Raw genomic sequence first — 14,183 nt, 5'->3', positions numbered from 1 at the left:
GGTGAAAAGGAGACAGAATGATGCGCTATTTTATGAATGGCTATGTGTTGTTTGTCACACTCACTATCCTTACTGTGTGCTCTTTGTTCATTGGGGTGAGTAGCGTTCCGATTACAGCGCTATTTAACCTTAATGATGATCAACTGAATGTTCTATTCGCAAGTCGTATTCCCCGTACCGTAAGTATTCTTATCGCTGGGAGTTCACTCGCATTAGCTGGTTTAATTATGCAACAAATGATGCAAAATAAATTTGTTAGTCCTACGACAGCTGGAACGATGGAATGGGCGAAATTAGGGATTTTAATTTCTCTTGTTTTTTTTCCATCAGAACATATCCTATTAAAATTGTTGTTTGCTGTGCTATTAAGTGTAGCGGGCACATTTTTATTTGTTCAAATGGTACAACGCATACGATTTAAAGATGTTATTTTTGTTCCGCTGATTGGTATTATGCTCGGTGGTATCATCTCCAGTTTTTCAACATTTATCGCTTTGAAAACCAATGCGGTACAAAGTTTAGGGAACTGGATGAATGGTAATTTTGCCATTATTACGAGTGGACGCTATGAGGTCTTGTACCTAAGCATACCGTTACTTGTGATGACTTATGTATTTGCAAATCAATTTACAATTGCAGGTATGGGTCGTGATTTTAGTAAAAATTTAGGGCTGAATTATGATGTCATCATAAACATCGGCTTGTTTATAACTGCTACAATTACGGCGTTGGTTGTTGTCACAGTCGGAACGCTTCCATTTTTAGGTCTTATCGTACCCAACATCGTTTCTATCTTTAAAGGAGATCATCTGAAAAATGCTTTGCCACATACAGCAATGCTCGGCGCCATTTTTGTGATGTTTTCAGATATAGTTGGACGTGTTGTCGTTTACCCGTATGAAATCAATATTGGTTTAACGATTGGTATGTTCGGAACTATCATTTTTATTATTATGTTGATGAAAGGACGTCGTCAGTATGCGTAATTCGTCCTTAAAAAAGCTCATCATTTTAATTGTCGCAACCATCATGATTGGTGCGATGTATTTGTTGATTGGTCTTGATTTTGAAATTTTTGAGTATCAGTTTAGTAGTCGTTTGAGAAAACTCTTCTTAATGATCCTCGTTGGTGCAGCAATCGCCGCGTCTACTGTCATTTTCCAAGCCATCACCGTGAACCGTTTATTAACACCTTCCATCATGGGACTTGATGCTGTATATCTATTTAGTAAAGTATTAATTCTTTTTATTTTCGGCGCAAGTTCTATATTTATTACAAATTTTTATTTAAATTTTGCAGTGACATTGGTCGTAATGGTCATTTTCGCATTGATTTTATTTGAAGGTATTTTTAAATATGGTCAATTTTCGGTGTATTTTATTTTGTTAATTGGCGTCATTTTAGGAACATTTTTTAGAAGTATTACCGGTTTTCTTGAATTATTAATTAATCCTGAAGATTTTCTTGTTGTTCAAAGTGCGATGTTTGCTAACTTTGACGGGTCAAATCCAACACTAGTAACCTTAAGTGCCATCGCTTTAACGATTTTGTTACTTGTTACAGTGAAGATGTTGCCGTATTTAGATGTATTATTACTTGGTCGCGCTCAGGCGATTAACCTTGGTGTGAACTATACACAAATGACACGCATGTTGCTCATTTTAGTTGCACTGATGGTTGCCATAGCAACTGCACTTGTTGGACCTATTACATTTCTTGGATTATTAACTATAAACTTAGCACATGAGCTCATTAAAAATTTCGAACATCGTTATATTTTACCAGCAACAATTTGTATCAGTTGGATCAGTTTATTTGTCGCACAGTGGATTGTAGAGCACTTATTTGAAGCAACAACACAAGTTAGTATTTTAATTAACCTCATTGGAGGCATTTACTTTATCTATCTTTTAATGAGGCGGAGGGAAACGACATGATTCGCATTCAGCATTTGAATCAATTTATTGATGACAAGCAAATACTTACTGATGTGAGTGTTGATATACAAAAAGGACGATTGACTTCACTGATTGGACCCAACGGTGCCGGCAAAAGTACATTATTGTCAGCCATCAGTCGCCTACGAGATTTTCAAGAAGGTCAAGTCGAAATCGAAGATACGCCTTTAAATGACTATGGGTCACAAGCTTTATCTCAGAAATTGTCGATTTTAAAACAAACGAACCATACAGAATTAAACATCACTGTTGAACAGTTGGTCAACTTTGGTCGTTTTCCATACTCTAAAGGCTATTTAAAGAATGAAGATAAAGCAAAAGTAAATGAAGCAATTGCATTATTGAAGTTGGACGACATACGGCACCGTTATCTTAAAACGTTATCAGGCGGTCAACGCCAACGTGCATACATTGCCATGACAATTGCACAAGATACGGAATATATACTTTTAGATGAACCGTTAAACAACTTAGATATGAAACATTCTGTTCAAATTATGCAAACCTTACGTGAACTCGCAGTTTTTCATAACAAAACAATCGTTGTTGTGTTACATGATATTAATTTTGCATCTGTATACTCTGATGATATCGTCGCTTTAAAAGATGGCAAAGTAGTGAAAGCTGGCCATAAACGTGACGTCATTGACTCAGCGGTATTAAAACAACTCTATGATATGGATGTTAAAATTGAAACGATTCGAGGTCAACAAATTTGTATTTATTTTGATGAACTACCTTGTATGTATCATCAAATGTCTCATAAAGTAATGAGTTAAATGAGGAGGACAATATGAAAAAGTTAGGATTATTATTAATGGTTGCGATGGTCTTTGTATTAGTCGCATGTGGTAATGATGACAATAAGTCATCTAAAAAAGGTGGTTCTAAAGAGACTGTAGAAGTTAAAAATGATTTTAAATTGCGTGGTAAAGCAGATGACGGTAGCCAAGATAAAGCATATTCGGATACAGTAGAAGTGCCTAAAAATCCGCAAAAAGCAGTCGTGTTTGACTACGGTGCATTAAAAACATTAGAAGAAATGGGGCTTAAAGATAAAGTAGCCGCATTACCTAAAGGTGAAGGTAACGCACAATTACCAGATTTCTTAGATGATTTTAAATCAGACAAATATCAAAACACGGGTTCCTTAAAAGAAATCAACTTTGATGTTATTGCAAAAGTTAAACCAGATGTGATTTATTTATCAGCACGTACAGCAAATCAAAAAAATATTGATGAGTTGAAAAAAGCTGCACCAGACGCTCCAATCGTTTATATGGGCGCAAAAAATGATGATTTCATAGAATCTATGAAAAACGACACAAGCATTCTTGGTAAAATTTATGATACTGAAAAGAAAGCAGAAGCTTTAAATAAAGAATTAGATGAAAAGATTGCAGAAGTAAAAGCAAAAACAAAAAACTTAGATTTAAAAGCAATGTATTTACTTGTTAATGAAGGTGAATTATCTACTTTTGGAGCGGGAGACCGTTTCGGTAACCTCGTATTCGATACGTTAGGGTTCAAACCAGTTGATGATAATATTAAGAAAAGCAGTCATGGTCAAAACGTGACAAATGAATATGTGAGTGAGAAAAATCCAGATATCATCTTCGCGATGGATCGTGGTAAAGCAATCGGTGAAAAATCAACAGCAAAACAAGTTCTAGGCAACAATGTCATTAAAAATGTGAAAGCTGTTAAAAATGGTAAAGTTTTAGAATTAGATCCTAAACTTTGGTACTTTGCTTCAGGTTCTACAACAACGACAATAGAGCAAATTGAAGAAATAGAAGAAGGATTAAAATTAGATAAATAAAATTCTAAAATCAATTTAGGGGTTAGGACGTTAGCTATAATGTCCGAGCCCCTTTTTTATGGGAATGAACAATTGAGAAGCATATTACTCTCAATTACTATTGAAATTTTTAAAGGCTTGTTTTTAACGATTTAGCGATCTATGCCATTAAATAGATGTAGGAATCCCTTCATCTTGTATCAAATTGTTAAATCTTCAATACATATCAATCGCCTTCAAAGTGCATTTAATTATGTACTTTGAAGGCTTTTAAATTGATAGGAAGGTGTTATTCCAAACGCTGTATATATGATGATTTTAATCTTGATTGAAATTATTTTTAATGAAACGCTCTAATACTTGAACTAATTGTTCCATGTCGTCACCTTCGACATTTAATTCTTTGTATACTTCATTCGTGACTTTAAATAAATAGTCGCGCACTTCAATGCCTTTATTGGTCAAAGAAATATTCAGGTTTCGTTCATCTTCTTCATTACGAAGTTTTTGAACGAATCCTTTTTGGTCAAGCTTTTTTATTAATGGTGTGAGTGTACCTGAATTTAAATAAATACGATTGCCTAATGTTTTAATATTTACAACTTCATTAGGCTGTATCGCTTTTAAAGTAATGTATGACGTATACGTCAAATCGTATGACTTTAAGTGTGTCGCGTACTTCTTAATGACTTCTTTAGAAGCAACATAAAATAAAAAACATAGTTCATTTTTTAAGTCATCATGTTCTAATGTCATCATATTGGCCCCCTTGATCTCTTTATAATAGTATAACACTTTTTTCTTGATAGACGCAGAACGGTTACATATAATTGAATTGAACTTAATTTAATCAAAATAATATTTATTATGGTGAGAGAGGGATGTTGTTATATGAAAGATTTTAAATCCGTATTAGAAAGTCGACGTTCGGTTAAACAATTTGATCAGAATGTAAAAATTCCGCGAGAAGAAATGGAAGAAATGATCACACTTACTACGAAAGCACCATCATCTGTAAATATGCAACCTTGGCGTTTTGTCGTAGTTGATACACCTGAAGGAAAAGATATACTACGTCCGTTAGTGCAGTTTAACACGCGTCAAAATGATACATCTGCAGCTATGGTTGTTATTTTTGGAGATATGAAGAACTATGAATATGCTGATAAAATATATGATGATGCGGTTGAAAAAGGGTTCATGCCACAAGAAGTTAAAGATGTTCAAGTTGCGAAATTTGTTGAGCTATATGAAAGCTTAGATCGCCAAGGTATGAATGATATTGTTAAAATCGACAGTAGTTTGGCAGCGATGCAATTTATGCTCATTGCACGATATTATGGTTATGATACAAATCCGATTGGCGGCTTTGAAAAAGATGTTATTGCAGAAGCGCTAGGACTCGATTCAGAACGCTATATGCCTGTGATGATCATTGCAGTGGGTAAAGCAGCTGTGGAAGGGCGTGAATCCGTACGTCTACCGGTAGAGGATGTATTGTCATTTCGCTAAAACATAAAAAATAATCTTAATATTAAAAGCACCCCTTACAACTATCAAATTTGTTGCTAAAGTAGTACATTAGTAATGAAAGAGATAAAGTACGGGGTGACTGTATGTTTGTAGAGAAAAAAATACCCATTAATATTGAAAATTTAAAAAGTGAAGTTGCAACGTATACACAAAAAGCGATACATTCTGAGGATAATATCGAACAAGTTGTACAATTTATTAAGTTAGAACATATTTATGGGGCGGCATTAGAAGAAATTAGTACAAAACTTCATATTTTAGATCAAGATTTTCAGTTGAAAAATGCACATAATCCGATTCATCATATGGAAAGACGTGTGAAAAAAATACCGAGCTTATTACAAAAGTTGAAGCGAAAAGGGTTTGAAATTTCGGCCCAATCCGCACAATCACATATTATGGATATTGCAGGGATTCGTGTTGTATGTAATTACATGAATGATATTTATAACGTTGAGCAACTATTATTGCAACAAGCAGACATAAAGCTGTTAAAACGAAAAGATTATATTCAGTATCCTAAAGCAAATGGCTATAAAAGTTTGCATATTGTCGTGTCCGTTCCAGTATTTTTAACAGATGGCACGATTGAAGCGCCTGTAGAAATACAGCTAAGAACGATTGGTATGGATATGTGGGCGAGTTTAGAACATCAATTACATTATAAATCAACCAATAGTGATAGAGACATGTATCGTCAAACTTTAAGAGAATGTGCGCTTGAAATAGGGGACGTAGAACGCAAAATGGAACGAATCCATTTAAATATCCAACAAGATCAACTTAATGAGCATTAAAAAAATGTGCCGTAAAATCACACGATGTGATGTTAACGGCACTTTTTTTATTTTAAACGGTATAAACTTCGTTGTCCATGTGGCAATGATTCAATGAAAGCAGCTGGATTTTCAGCATAACGATTGCCGATGCCATCTTTCATACGTTGAAAATGTAGATGAGGACCTGTCGTTTGTTTACCAGTATTACCCGATTGTGCAATAACATCCTGAGCTTTTACCACATCTCCTGGTTTCACCTTAAACGTATTTAAGTGCATATACCATTGATAATATCGCTTATTGGATTCTTGAATTTCAAGTACATTTCCACCAAACTGATTTTTAAATGTTCGGGTCACTGTGCCGTCTGTAGCAGCCAGAATATCGGTATTTTCAGGCAAATGATAATCAATACCATAATGACGGTTGTCTCCATTAAACTTTAAACCATTGGCATATGTTCCAAACCCGTGAGTTTCACGGTCTTGATGTAAAATATGTGTGAATGACATATTATTTTGGATATCTTGGATAAATTGTTGTACACGTGAGTGATAAATGATTACTAATAAAGTGATTGTCGTAACGATGAGCGCACTTAAAACTATTCTCATTATCTTCTTCATTGAGATGTTCCTTTTTAGAAGTATTGAAATGAGTGTACCCAATCATATGGTGTCGTGCCAATAAGTTGCTCATAAGAAGGCATCGAAGCAAATAGGAAAGAGGGATGAGGTGACAAGTAAAGATAAAAAAACACGCTACTTATGAAAGTAACGTGTTTTGGATTATCTTATCTGTAGATGAAGTTTTGTGAAGCAGCTTGACTAGCTGATAAGGTACGTGATGTTACAACACCAGCGCCGTGACCGTAGTTCATTTCAGAAACTGTTACAGAACCATTTTTGCCTACGCTTTCAACGTATGCAACGTGACCGTAAGGACCAACTGATGTTTGCATGATAGCGCCTGCTCTTGGTGTATTGTTTACTGTGTAACCAGCAGCACGTGCAGCGCTTGCCCAGTTATTCGCATTACCCCAAGTGTTACCGATACCGCCACCTACACGGTTATATACGTAGTACGTACATTGACCAGCAGTGTAAAGATTAGCACCACCACGAGATGTGAAACGAACTGGTGTGCTTGAGTAACCTGAGTTAGAAGGTGCTGGCGCAACAGTTGTTGTTGTGTTGTAGCTTGTAGTTGAAGCAGCAGGTGCTTGAACAGTGCTTTGTGCATTATAGTTATAGCTATAATTGTAATTATAGTTTGGTGCTGAGTAGTTATAATTGTATGAATTGTTTTCATAGTTATATCTCGCAGCAGGTGTTGCTGTTGTATAATATTGTGAAGAATAGCTATAGTTATAGCTTCCGTTATAGTTGTAATAATAGAAATCATACACACCGTTAGCGTCAAATGTGTAGTAAGTGTATTGTGCAGATGGATCCCAGTTACCATCTAAAGTATGGTGTTTGTTACCATATTGATCTACTGTAATATAGTCGTTAGTCTCTTGAGAATAATAAGTTGAATATGCATATGAAGATGTGTGTTGCTCAGCAGCTTGAGCATCATCTTGTGCAGCAACTCCTAAAGTAACCAAGCCGAACGTAGCGATTGTAGCAGTAGTTAATTTTTTCATTGTAAAAAAGTCTCCCTATCTAAATTTTAATATCGTTTTCTATGTGCTTCATGCAATCCTCTAGAATCATAGCACATATTATTAAGAAGTAAAGCGTTGTAAACAATTTTAAGTCGTACTGTAACAAAACTGAAATAAAAGATAACAATTTGACTCATTAATAGTTATTTGGAAACAAAAAATTATAAAGCTTGGGTAGGCGATTTTTAAAATATCAATGTGAAATATTACGCTTTTTTCTTTCTGATTAGGAGCATGATAGGAAGAGATAATTTATTAAAATATTGAGAACTTTATTTAATGATTAAATTATTTATCGAATAATGCTAGATTGAAAATGTGCTTAATGAATAGAAGTAAACGTAAATAAAAAATTACACATATATAATAGAAGAAAAGCGGTACAAAAGATGAAAAGTTATTTTTAAAATATGTAGATAGATTCTAATGATGAAGGTGACAACAAGAGTGGCACTGTAAATTTATTGAATGTATAAATTTATGATATATGCAAAATAAGAATGCGATAAAGTGATCATATCGCAATTAAGAAAAAGGGGGCATCCATTTTATTTACGTAGTACCGCAGCACAGTAAATAATGAATGATAGTGCTTTAATTTTAAATATAGATGAGATACTTAATTCACAACGTTCAGGCACATGTACGATTTAAAATGGCTATCGTAGCATATATAGCGTTATTAAATTTCGAACTGAATGAAAAATAAAGGAATAGATATAAAAAAGAGCCCTATGAAGGACTCTTTAAAGAAAGCATTAAATTATGCTGTTACCCAGTGACCAGCGCCACCAGTGTTATATAAGTGTTGCGCGAATTTATCTTGAACTGCAGCTGGAGCTTGAGCTGGGTTAACACCTACGTATGAAGGGTCAACTTGTTGTGCTACAGCGTTCCATGTTGATGGTAAGAATTGGTAAGCACCTGCAGCACCTGATGATGGGTTAATTGCTGAGTAGTCACCACCAGATTCACGTTGTTTGATTAATTGTAAGTGTGAGTTTACACCTGAACCACTTGTAGATGTAGTTGATGTTTTTGGTGCTTGTGTTGCAGCTGGTGCTTGAGTAGAAGCTTGTTGGTTAGATTGAACTGCTGCTGCATTGTTAGTTTCAGCTTGAGTAGAAGCTTGAGCTGAAACGTCTTGAGTTTGAGCTACAGCTGCTTGACCATAACCATTGTATGACCAACCGAAGTACGTACCATCTGACCAGAAGTGGAAGTTAGTACCTTTGTAAGTGAATTTGTAATCGTAAGCACCTGCTTGGATAGGTGATTGATTTAATGATGGATCGTTATTTAAAGCTTTATGCGCTAAAGCTGCTTTATCAATTGAAGATTGAGATACTTCACTTGCGTGAGCGTCTGTTGTATGCGCAGCGACACCTGTCGCACCGATTGCTACTGCTAAAGATGATGCTAATAATGTTTTTTTCATAATTGAAAGTCCTCCAAATAAAATTTTTTTCATTTTCAAAAAGTCTGCTTAACTAAAAATTTCAACAATCACACTCTAACAGGCATCTGGATTGATGTAAATTACGAGTTGATAACAAAACATTACGAGAGTATTTCAAAATGATGTTCTGTAATGTGATTGTGATGTGAGATGTTTATATCTATTTCATTAAGATAAACTCAAAAGGTCAACAGCATGAATTACAACCGTATTCTGAAAATAAAGAAAATATACCGTTATATTACAAATATTACAGAAAATCATAGAATTGTAATTTAGATGTCAGGTGTTTGATGACGCTAACAGTAAAAAATAACAAAAAAGTGGTATTTACCTTTTAGAATGTTGATTGCTATCTTTTAAAACACGTATAATAGACTAACCGAGGTGAAGAGATATGGACAAGAAAATTGAAGCACTACAACTTAAAGCCGCAGTATTAACACGTGAAAGCCATGCGCTTGGAATACCCGTAATGGTTGTGTTTGAGGGTGTGCCCGCTTCTGGCAAAACACGCTTAACCAATGAGTTACTATTAACATTAGATGCGAAGTACACACATTTTATCGCCACTAAAACACCTTCTGAACATGATTTGCGTTATCAATTCTTACAAAATTATTGGAATACACTCCCTTCTAAAGGAGATATTAATATTTATTTTAGAAGTTGGTACGCACATTTTATTGATTATAAGATCCATGGGATAAAGAAAAGTACATTTAAACATTATGATAAATTAAAAGCTGAAATCCGCGCATTTGAATCAATGCTTCAAAACGATGCGCATGAAATTATTAAATTTTATATTCAAATTAATGAAGAAAAGCGTCAAGAACATATTAATGAAATGAAAGATAATCCTTTAACAAATTGGAAAGCACAAGAATATGAAAATGTAATCCCTTCAGATGTGTATCGTCAAGAATTTCAACATATACTCAATGATGAATGGGAAGTGATTGACTATACAAATAGAACACACGCAATACAACATATGTATGAACATTTGATAGCGCGACTGGAAAAAGCCATTCACCGATATCACAATCGTAAAAAGAAAATAAATGGTGCCTTTAGTGAACCATTTTCTACAGACATTTTTAATGTTCAAATTGAAAAAACACGTAAAAGTGATTATGACGCATTACTACTATCATTACAATTACGACTTAAAGAGTTACAATTCGCCTTATATGAACGTAAAATTCCGCTCATTTTAGTTTATGAAGGCATGGATGCTGCAGGTAAAGGCGGCAATATTAAACGTGTCAGAGAATATCTTGATCCAACTGGCTATGAAGTGAATGCAATTAGTGCACCTACTGATGTTGAATTAAATCATCATTACTTATGGCGTTTTGCGAAAGATATGCCTAAGAGTGGTCATATTGAAATTTTTGATCGTAGCTGGTACGGCCGCGTCCTCGTAGAACGTGTTGAAGGTTTTGCTACGTACGATGAATGGTCTCGAGCCTACGATGAAATTAATGCATTTGAACAAATGTGGGTCAACGACGGAGCTATTGTGTTGAAATTTTTTCTTACTTTAGATAAAGATGAACAACTCAAACGATTTAAAGATAGAGAACAAAATATTAATAAACAATGGAAAATTACCGATGAAGATTGGAGGAATCGTAAAAAATGGGATCTATATTTAGAAGCCAGTCATGATATGATAGAAAAGACACAACACCCGCATGCACCTTGGCTGATTGTACCAGCTGATCATAAAAAATCTGCGCGTATCGAAGTGCTAAAATATATTATACAAAAATGTGAAGAAAGATTATGGGGCGTTAAATATTATTAAATTTAGGGCTTATGACTTATGCAATTTTGACGAATTTCTACTATAATAATAGTTAAATAATTTTCATACATGTTTGTGTAAATGAAAAGTTAGAAAAGAGACTGAGGAGCATTCATGTTATTTAATCACTACGAGCCATATACTGTTAAGTTATCTCATCATGATGGAGACGTATTAGAAATGGTCACAATAGGAGATAATGATTCTGAAAATGTTATTGTGTTACTTCACGGTGCCATAATGAACTACAAAATCATGACAGTATTTGCGAAATATCTTCATCATGCCAAGTTAATATTTATCAATTGTCCTGGTCGTGGAAAAAGTACGTCGCTTTCGAGAATGGATCATAATTTAGAAGATTATGCTACGCGTATTAATGAAGCGTTAGAACAAGAACTTGCGCACAGTAACATCAAACGTATGGCTATGATTGGTTATTCGATGGGTGGGCTAATTGCGACTAAAATCGCCGGATATAATACACTTCCTATCACGCATCTCATTTATTTAAATAGTGCTGCGAAAATTGATTATAAAGAATTACGCATTTCCAAGCTTTTTTATGAAGTTTTTAAAGACATTAAGCCTGATCACCAAGATGGAATGATTAAGAGTATCCCGGAATTTATATTGGATCAAGGTGTTTCGAAAAAGCATTCGGATAAATTCAATTTTACGGAATACTTAGCACCTGTTGATGCGATGATTACGGATTTAATGTATACGCTGAAAGCAGATTATTTAGAGGATATTGATAAAATTAAACATATGCCTAAAGTGTTGTTTTTATTAGGAGAAGATGATGTCATCTTCCCAAACAAAGATTCGGCTGTCACTGTCGAGAAATTCGAATCACGGCATGCAGAAGTCAAATCCATCATCTATCCAGAAGTTGGTCACTTAGACTTTTTACGTGTATTAGATAAAGGAAATGGTGGCAATATTGGAAGTATTGAACATAATATTAATGCATGGTTAAATCTATCACAAACAACGACCAATGAATTGTCATGAAAGTACGATGAATAAGGAGTAGGATATGAATCTCAATGATTTTTTATTCTGCTCCTTTAACTTTAAACTTATAAATAAGGAGTTTTAAAATGTGGATTGATATCACGCACGCACTCTCCAAAGATTGGGCCGAGTGGCCAGGAGATACACCGTTTCAATTCAATTATTTTGCGACAAAAGCACAAACACATTCTGTGAATATCGGTGAAATTGTTGGAAGTACACATATTGCAACACATGTCGATGCACCTAAACACTTTGATGATGATGGATTGACGATAGATGCATTACCAGTAGAACGATTTATTGGCAAAGCGACAGTAGTAACTTTATTAGATATACCTGTCATTGAAGTAGACTATCTTAAAAGTTGTCCCATTGAAGGAACCATTATTTTAATTCAGACACAGCGCGAAAGTCATCCATCAGTTTTTCCAGAAGAAATACCTGTACTCAGTATTGCAGCGATTGACTACCTTGCTTCTATAGGTATCGAAGTCATTGGTGTGGATGTACCATCGGTGGATCCTATTGACTCGGAAACGCTTGAAAATCATCATCGTATTGCACATCATGAAATGTATAATATAGAAAACTTATACTTGGCCCATGTTAAGGCGGGTATTTATCAATTTATTGGGTTGCCGTTAAAAATAAGTGGTGCGGATGCATCATATATTCGTGCAGTAATTCAACCGATATCATGATAAAATTAAGATTGTGATACAATAGGAACGATTTTGATAAAGAATAGAGGCACAATGAGTATGGAAAATATTGAAAAGAAATACACCACCATGCCGTTATTGTTCATCATTTTATTAGGTACAATGACTGCATTTGGACCCCTTTTATCAGATATGTATAGCCCAGCATTACCTTTAGTTCAAAAAGATTTAATGACATCGACATCAGAGACACAGTTGACATTATCTATAGCGATGATTGGGATCGCGATAGGACAATTTATGTTTGGAATTATGGCAGATCGCATATCACGACGTACATTAGCGATGATGATTTTATGCGTGCTGATCGCAGCCTCATTATGTATTGCAATCAGTCATTCTGTTTATGCCTTACTCTCATTAAGGTTTGTACAAGGGCTTGCAAGTGGTGGTGCGATTGTTATCGCACGTGCAATTGCTGGAGAAACTTTTAAAGGTGCGTATCTCAGTCGCTTCTTTACGGCACTTATGGTTGTTAATGGTTTGATTTCAATTTTAGCTCCTTTAGCCAATGCATTATTGTTATCATTTGGAACTTGGCGTTATATCTTTTTCGCATTAGCTGGCATAGGGGCGATTTTATTGCTATCTGTGATGGTTCACCCACATATGAAAACCATTCAACACAGTCAAACGAAGGCAAAGAAACTTTCAGTAGTCTTTAAAGATTTTATACAATTGATTAGAACACCATCATTTGTATTACCCATGTTATTGCAAGGCGTCACATATATAATGATTTTCAGTTATGGTGCAGGTGCACCATTTATTACTCAAAATGTATATGGCATGACGCCACAATCGTTTAGTCTTTTGATGGTGTTAGTTGGAATTGGATTAATCCTTTCAAGTCAAGTTTCTAATGTCTGTCTACGTTTTATGCCACAACTTCGAGTACTTACGTTATTTATTATGATTCAAGTTGTTGGCGCGATCCTTACGATTATCGTGTGCGCTTTTCATTTGCCAGTCGCTTATTTAGTAGTAAGTTTATTCATTACAGTGACACCTGTTACAGCGATTGGACCAATTGCATTTAGTTTAGCGATGCAAATGAGAACTGGGGGAAGTGGCAGTGCTTCCAGCCTATTAGGTTTAGTTCAATTTATATTAGGTAGTTCGATTGCGCCATTGATAGGTATTCAAGGACCAGAAAGTGTGATTCCGTATTGTATCGTGTTAGGCGTCACAACGATATTATTATTAGGGCTTGGTCATTTTACATTTCATCGATTAAAACATCACATTCATTAAATAAAGCATGTGATTTGAAGTCTTCAAATTTATGGGAAACCTTAATTTGAAGGCTTTTTTATGTTAATCCTACAAGAGATTTAATGTCGTGTGCATTTCATTGTCCGATAAGAGATTGAAACATTGTGCGTAAATACACTATAAAAATATAGATGAAACAACAAAATT

General features: G+C 34.8%; 14 protein-coding genes. 10 read left to right on the top strand and 4 right to left on the bottom strand.

What is annotated here, in order from left to right; genetic code table 11:
- Nucleotides 1–20 precede the first annotated feature (20 nt).
- Genes G8Y85_RS00820 through G8Y85_RS00805 form a run of 4 tightly spaced genes read left to right on the top strand, consistent with a single transcriptional unit; the run spans nucleotide 21 to nucleotide 3,781 of the window.
- Nucleotides 21–986 (top strand): ABC transporter permease, encoded by a 966-nt coding sequence (locus tag G8Y85_RS00820; RefSeq protein ID WP_165805305.1) that lies wholly within the window; start codon nucleotides 21–23, stop codon nucleotides 984–986.
- Nucleotides 979–1,938 carry an iron chelate uptake ABC transporter family permease subunit gene (locus tag G8Y85_RS00815; RefSeq protein WP_060551813.1) on the top strand — a complete coding sequence of 320 codons (960 nt, stop codon included), beginning with the start codon at nucleotides 979–981 and terminating at the stop codon, nucleotides 1,936–1,938. Before G8Y85_RS00820 ends, G8Y85_RS00815 begins: the two co-directional genes overlap by 8 nt.
- Entirely contained in the window at nucleotides 1,935–2,738 is an 804-nt protein-coding gene (locus G8Y85_RS00810; RefSeq protein WP_165805284.1) for an iron ABC transporter ATP-binding protein, read from the top strand. The genes G8Y85_RS00815 and G8Y85_RS00810 overlap by 4 nt, the downstream gene beginning before the upstream one ends.
- Nucleotides 2,739–2,752: 14 nt before the next feature.
- Complete coding sequence (locus tag G8Y85_RS00805; RefSeq protein ID WP_060551811.1) at nucleotides 2,753–3,781, top strand: ferrated catecholamine ABC transporter substrate-binding lipoprotein SstD; 1,029 nt, start codon at nucleotides 2,753–2,755, stop codon at nucleotides 3,779–3,781.
- A 297-nt stretch (nucleotides 3,782–4,078) separates the two neighbouring features.
- Here G8Y85_RS00805 and G8Y85_RS00800 read toward each other — a convergent pair whose 3' ends face one another.
- The gene (locus tag G8Y85_RS00800; protein WP_165805304.1) at nucleotides 4,079–4,516 is read right to left on the bottom strand and encodes a MarR family winged helix-turn-helix transcriptional regulator; all 438 of its coding nucleotides are present in this window, start codon (nucleotides 4,514–4,516) and stop codon (nucleotides 4,079–4,081) included.
- Nucleotides 4,517–4,651: 135 nt separating this feature from the next.
- On the opposite strand from G8Y85_RS00800, the gene G8Y85_RS00795 reads away from it, so the two are divergent.
- Together G8Y85_RS00795 and G8Y85_RS00790 are read left to right on the top strand one after the other, a co-directional pair.
- Nucleotides 4,652–5,272 (top strand): nitroreductase family protein, encoded by a 621-nt coding sequence (locus G8Y85_RS00795; RefSeq protein WP_107401087.1) that lies wholly within the window; start codon nucleotides 4,652–4,654, stop codon nucleotides 5,270–5,272.
- 104 nt (nucleotides 5,273–5,376) lie between these two features.
- Nucleotides 5,377–6,090, top strand: coding sequence for a GTP pyrophosphokinase (locus G8Y85_RS00790; RefSeq protein WP_060551808.1), 714 nt, complete (start codon nucleotides 5,377–5,379; stop codon nucleotides 6,088–6,090).
- A 47-nt stretch (nucleotides 6,091–6,137) separates the two neighbouring features.
- On the opposite strand, the gene G8Y85_RS00785 is transcribed toward G8Y85_RS00790, so the two are convergent.
- From G8Y85_RS00785 to G8Y85_RS00775, 3 genes are all read right to left on the bottom strand, one after another.
- Nucleotides 6,138–6,686 (bottom strand): M23 family metallopeptidase, encoded by a 549-nt coding sequence (locus G8Y85_RS00785; protein WP_241954752.1) that lies wholly within the window; start codon nucleotides 6,684–6,686, stop codon nucleotides 6,138–6,140.
- 179 nt (nucleotides 6,687–6,865) lie between these two features.
- Complete coding sequence (locus G8Y85_RS00780) at nucleotides 6,866–7,720, bottom strand: CHAP domain-containing protein (protein ID WP_165805283.1); 855 nt, start codon at nucleotides 7,718–7,720, stop codon at nucleotides 6,866–6,868.
- Nucleotides 7,721–8,504: 784 nt separating this feature from the next.
- Complete coding sequence (locus G8Y85_RS00775) at nucleotides 8,505–9,179, bottom strand: transglycosylase family protein (RefSeq protein ID WP_060551805.1); 675 nt, start codon at nucleotides 9,177–9,179, stop codon at nucleotides 8,505–8,507.
- A 418-nt stretch (nucleotides 9,180–9,597) separates the two neighbouring features.
- Here G8Y85_RS00775 and G8Y85_RS00770 point away from each other — a divergent pair, with 418 nt between their 5' ends.
- From G8Y85_RS00770 to G8Y85_RS00755, 4 genes are all read left to right on the top strand, one after another.
- The gene (locus tag G8Y85_RS00770; protein WP_165805282.1) at nucleotides 9,598–11,016 is read left to right on the top strand and encodes a phosphate--AMP phosphotransferase; all 1,419 of its coding nucleotides are present in this window, start codon (nucleotides 9,598–9,600) and stop codon (nucleotides 11,014–11,016) included.
- Between the two features lie 114 nt (nucleotides 11,017–11,130).
- Nucleotides 11,131–12,033, top strand: a complete 903-nt coding sequence (locus tag G8Y85_RS00765; protein ID WP_103345152.1) for an alpha/beta fold hydrolase — start codon at nucleotides 11,131–11,133, stop codon at nucleotides 12,031–12,033.
- 89 nt (nucleotides 12,034–12,122) lie between these two features.
- Nucleotides 12,123–12,740, top strand: a complete 618-nt coding sequence (locus G8Y85_RS00760) for a cyclase family protein (protein ID WP_165805281.1) — start codon at nucleotides 12,123–12,125, stop codon at nucleotides 12,738–12,740.
- Between the two features lie 60 nt (nucleotides 12,741–12,800).
- Nucleotides 12,801–14,015, top strand: coding sequence for a Bcr/CflA family efflux MFS transporter (locus G8Y85_RS00755; protein ID WP_165805280.1), 1,215 nt, complete (start codon nucleotides 12,801–12,803; stop codon nucleotides 14,013–14,015).
- The last annotated feature ends 168 nt before the right edge of the window (nucleotides 14,016–14,183 follow it).

It is taken from the genome of Staphylococcus sp. 11007852 (assembly GCF_011394325.1).
Taxonomy (GTDB): domain Bacteria; phylum Bacillota; class Bacilli; order Staphylococcales; family Staphylococcaceae; genus Staphylococcus; species Staphylococcus agnetis.
This window is presented reverse-complemented; position numbering and strand designations above follow the sequence as displayed.

What these genes read in the sequence shown, in the direction of transcription:
- G8Y85_RS00805 (WP_060551811.1), top strand. Translation starts at nt 2,753, where the DNA reads ATGAAAAAGTTAGGATTATTATTAATGGTTGCGATGGTCTTTGTATTA.
- G8Y85_RS00780 (WP_165805283.1), bottom strand. Translation starts at nt 7,720, where the DNA reads ATGAAAAAATTAACTACTGCTACAATCGCTACGTTCGGCTTGGTTACT.
- G8Y85_RS00790 (WP_060551808.1), top strand. Translation starts at nt 5,377, where the DNA reads ATGTTTGTAGAGAAAAAAATACCCATTAATATTGAAAATTTAAAAAGT.
- G8Y85_RS00785 (WP_241954752.1), bottom strand. Translation starts at nt 6,686, where the DNA reads ATGAGAATAGTTTTAAGTGCGCTCATCGTTACGACAATCACTTTATTA.
- G8Y85_RS00755 (WP_165805280.1), top strand. Translation starts at nt 12,801, where the DNA reads ATGGAAAATATTGAAAAGAAATACACCACCATGCCGTTATTGTTCATC.
- G8Y85_RS00760 (WP_165805281.1), top strand. Translation starts at nt 12,123, where the DNA reads ATGTGGATTGATATCACGCACGCACTCTCCAAAGATTGGGCCGAGTGG.
- G8Y85_RS00815 (WP_060551813.1), top strand. Translation starts at nt 979, where the DNA reads ATGCGTAATTCGTCCTTAAAAAAGCTCATCATTTTAATTGTCGCAACC.
- G8Y85_RS00795 (WP_107401087.1), top strand. Translation starts at nt 4,652, where the DNA reads ATGAAAGATTTTAAATCCGTATTAGAAAGTCGACGTTCGGTTAAACAA.
- G8Y85_RS00770 (WP_165805282.1), top strand. Translation starts at nt 9,598, where the DNA reads ATGGACAAGAAAATTGAAGCACTACAACTTAAAGCCGCAGTATTAACA.
- G8Y85_RS00800 (WP_165805304.1), bottom strand. Translation starts at nt 4,516, where the DNA reads ATGACATTAGAACATGATGACTTAAAAAATGAACTATGTTTTTTATTT.
- G8Y85_RS00775 (WP_060551805.1), bottom strand. Translation starts at nt 9,179, where the DNA reads ATGAAAAAAACATTATTAGCATCATCTTTAGCAGTAGCAATCGGTGCG.
- G8Y85_RS00820 (WP_165805305.1), top strand. Translation starts at nt 21, where the DNA reads ATGCGCTATTTTATGAATGGCTATGTGTTGTTTGTCACACTCACTATC.
- G8Y85_RS00810 (WP_165805284.1), top strand. Translation starts at nt 1,935, where the DNA reads ATGATTCGCATTCAGCATTTGAATCAATTTATTGATGACAAGCAAATA.
- G8Y85_RS00765 (WP_103345152.1), top strand. Translation starts at nt 11,131, where the DNA reads ATGTTATTTAATCACTACGAGCCATATACTGTTAAGTTATCTCATCAT.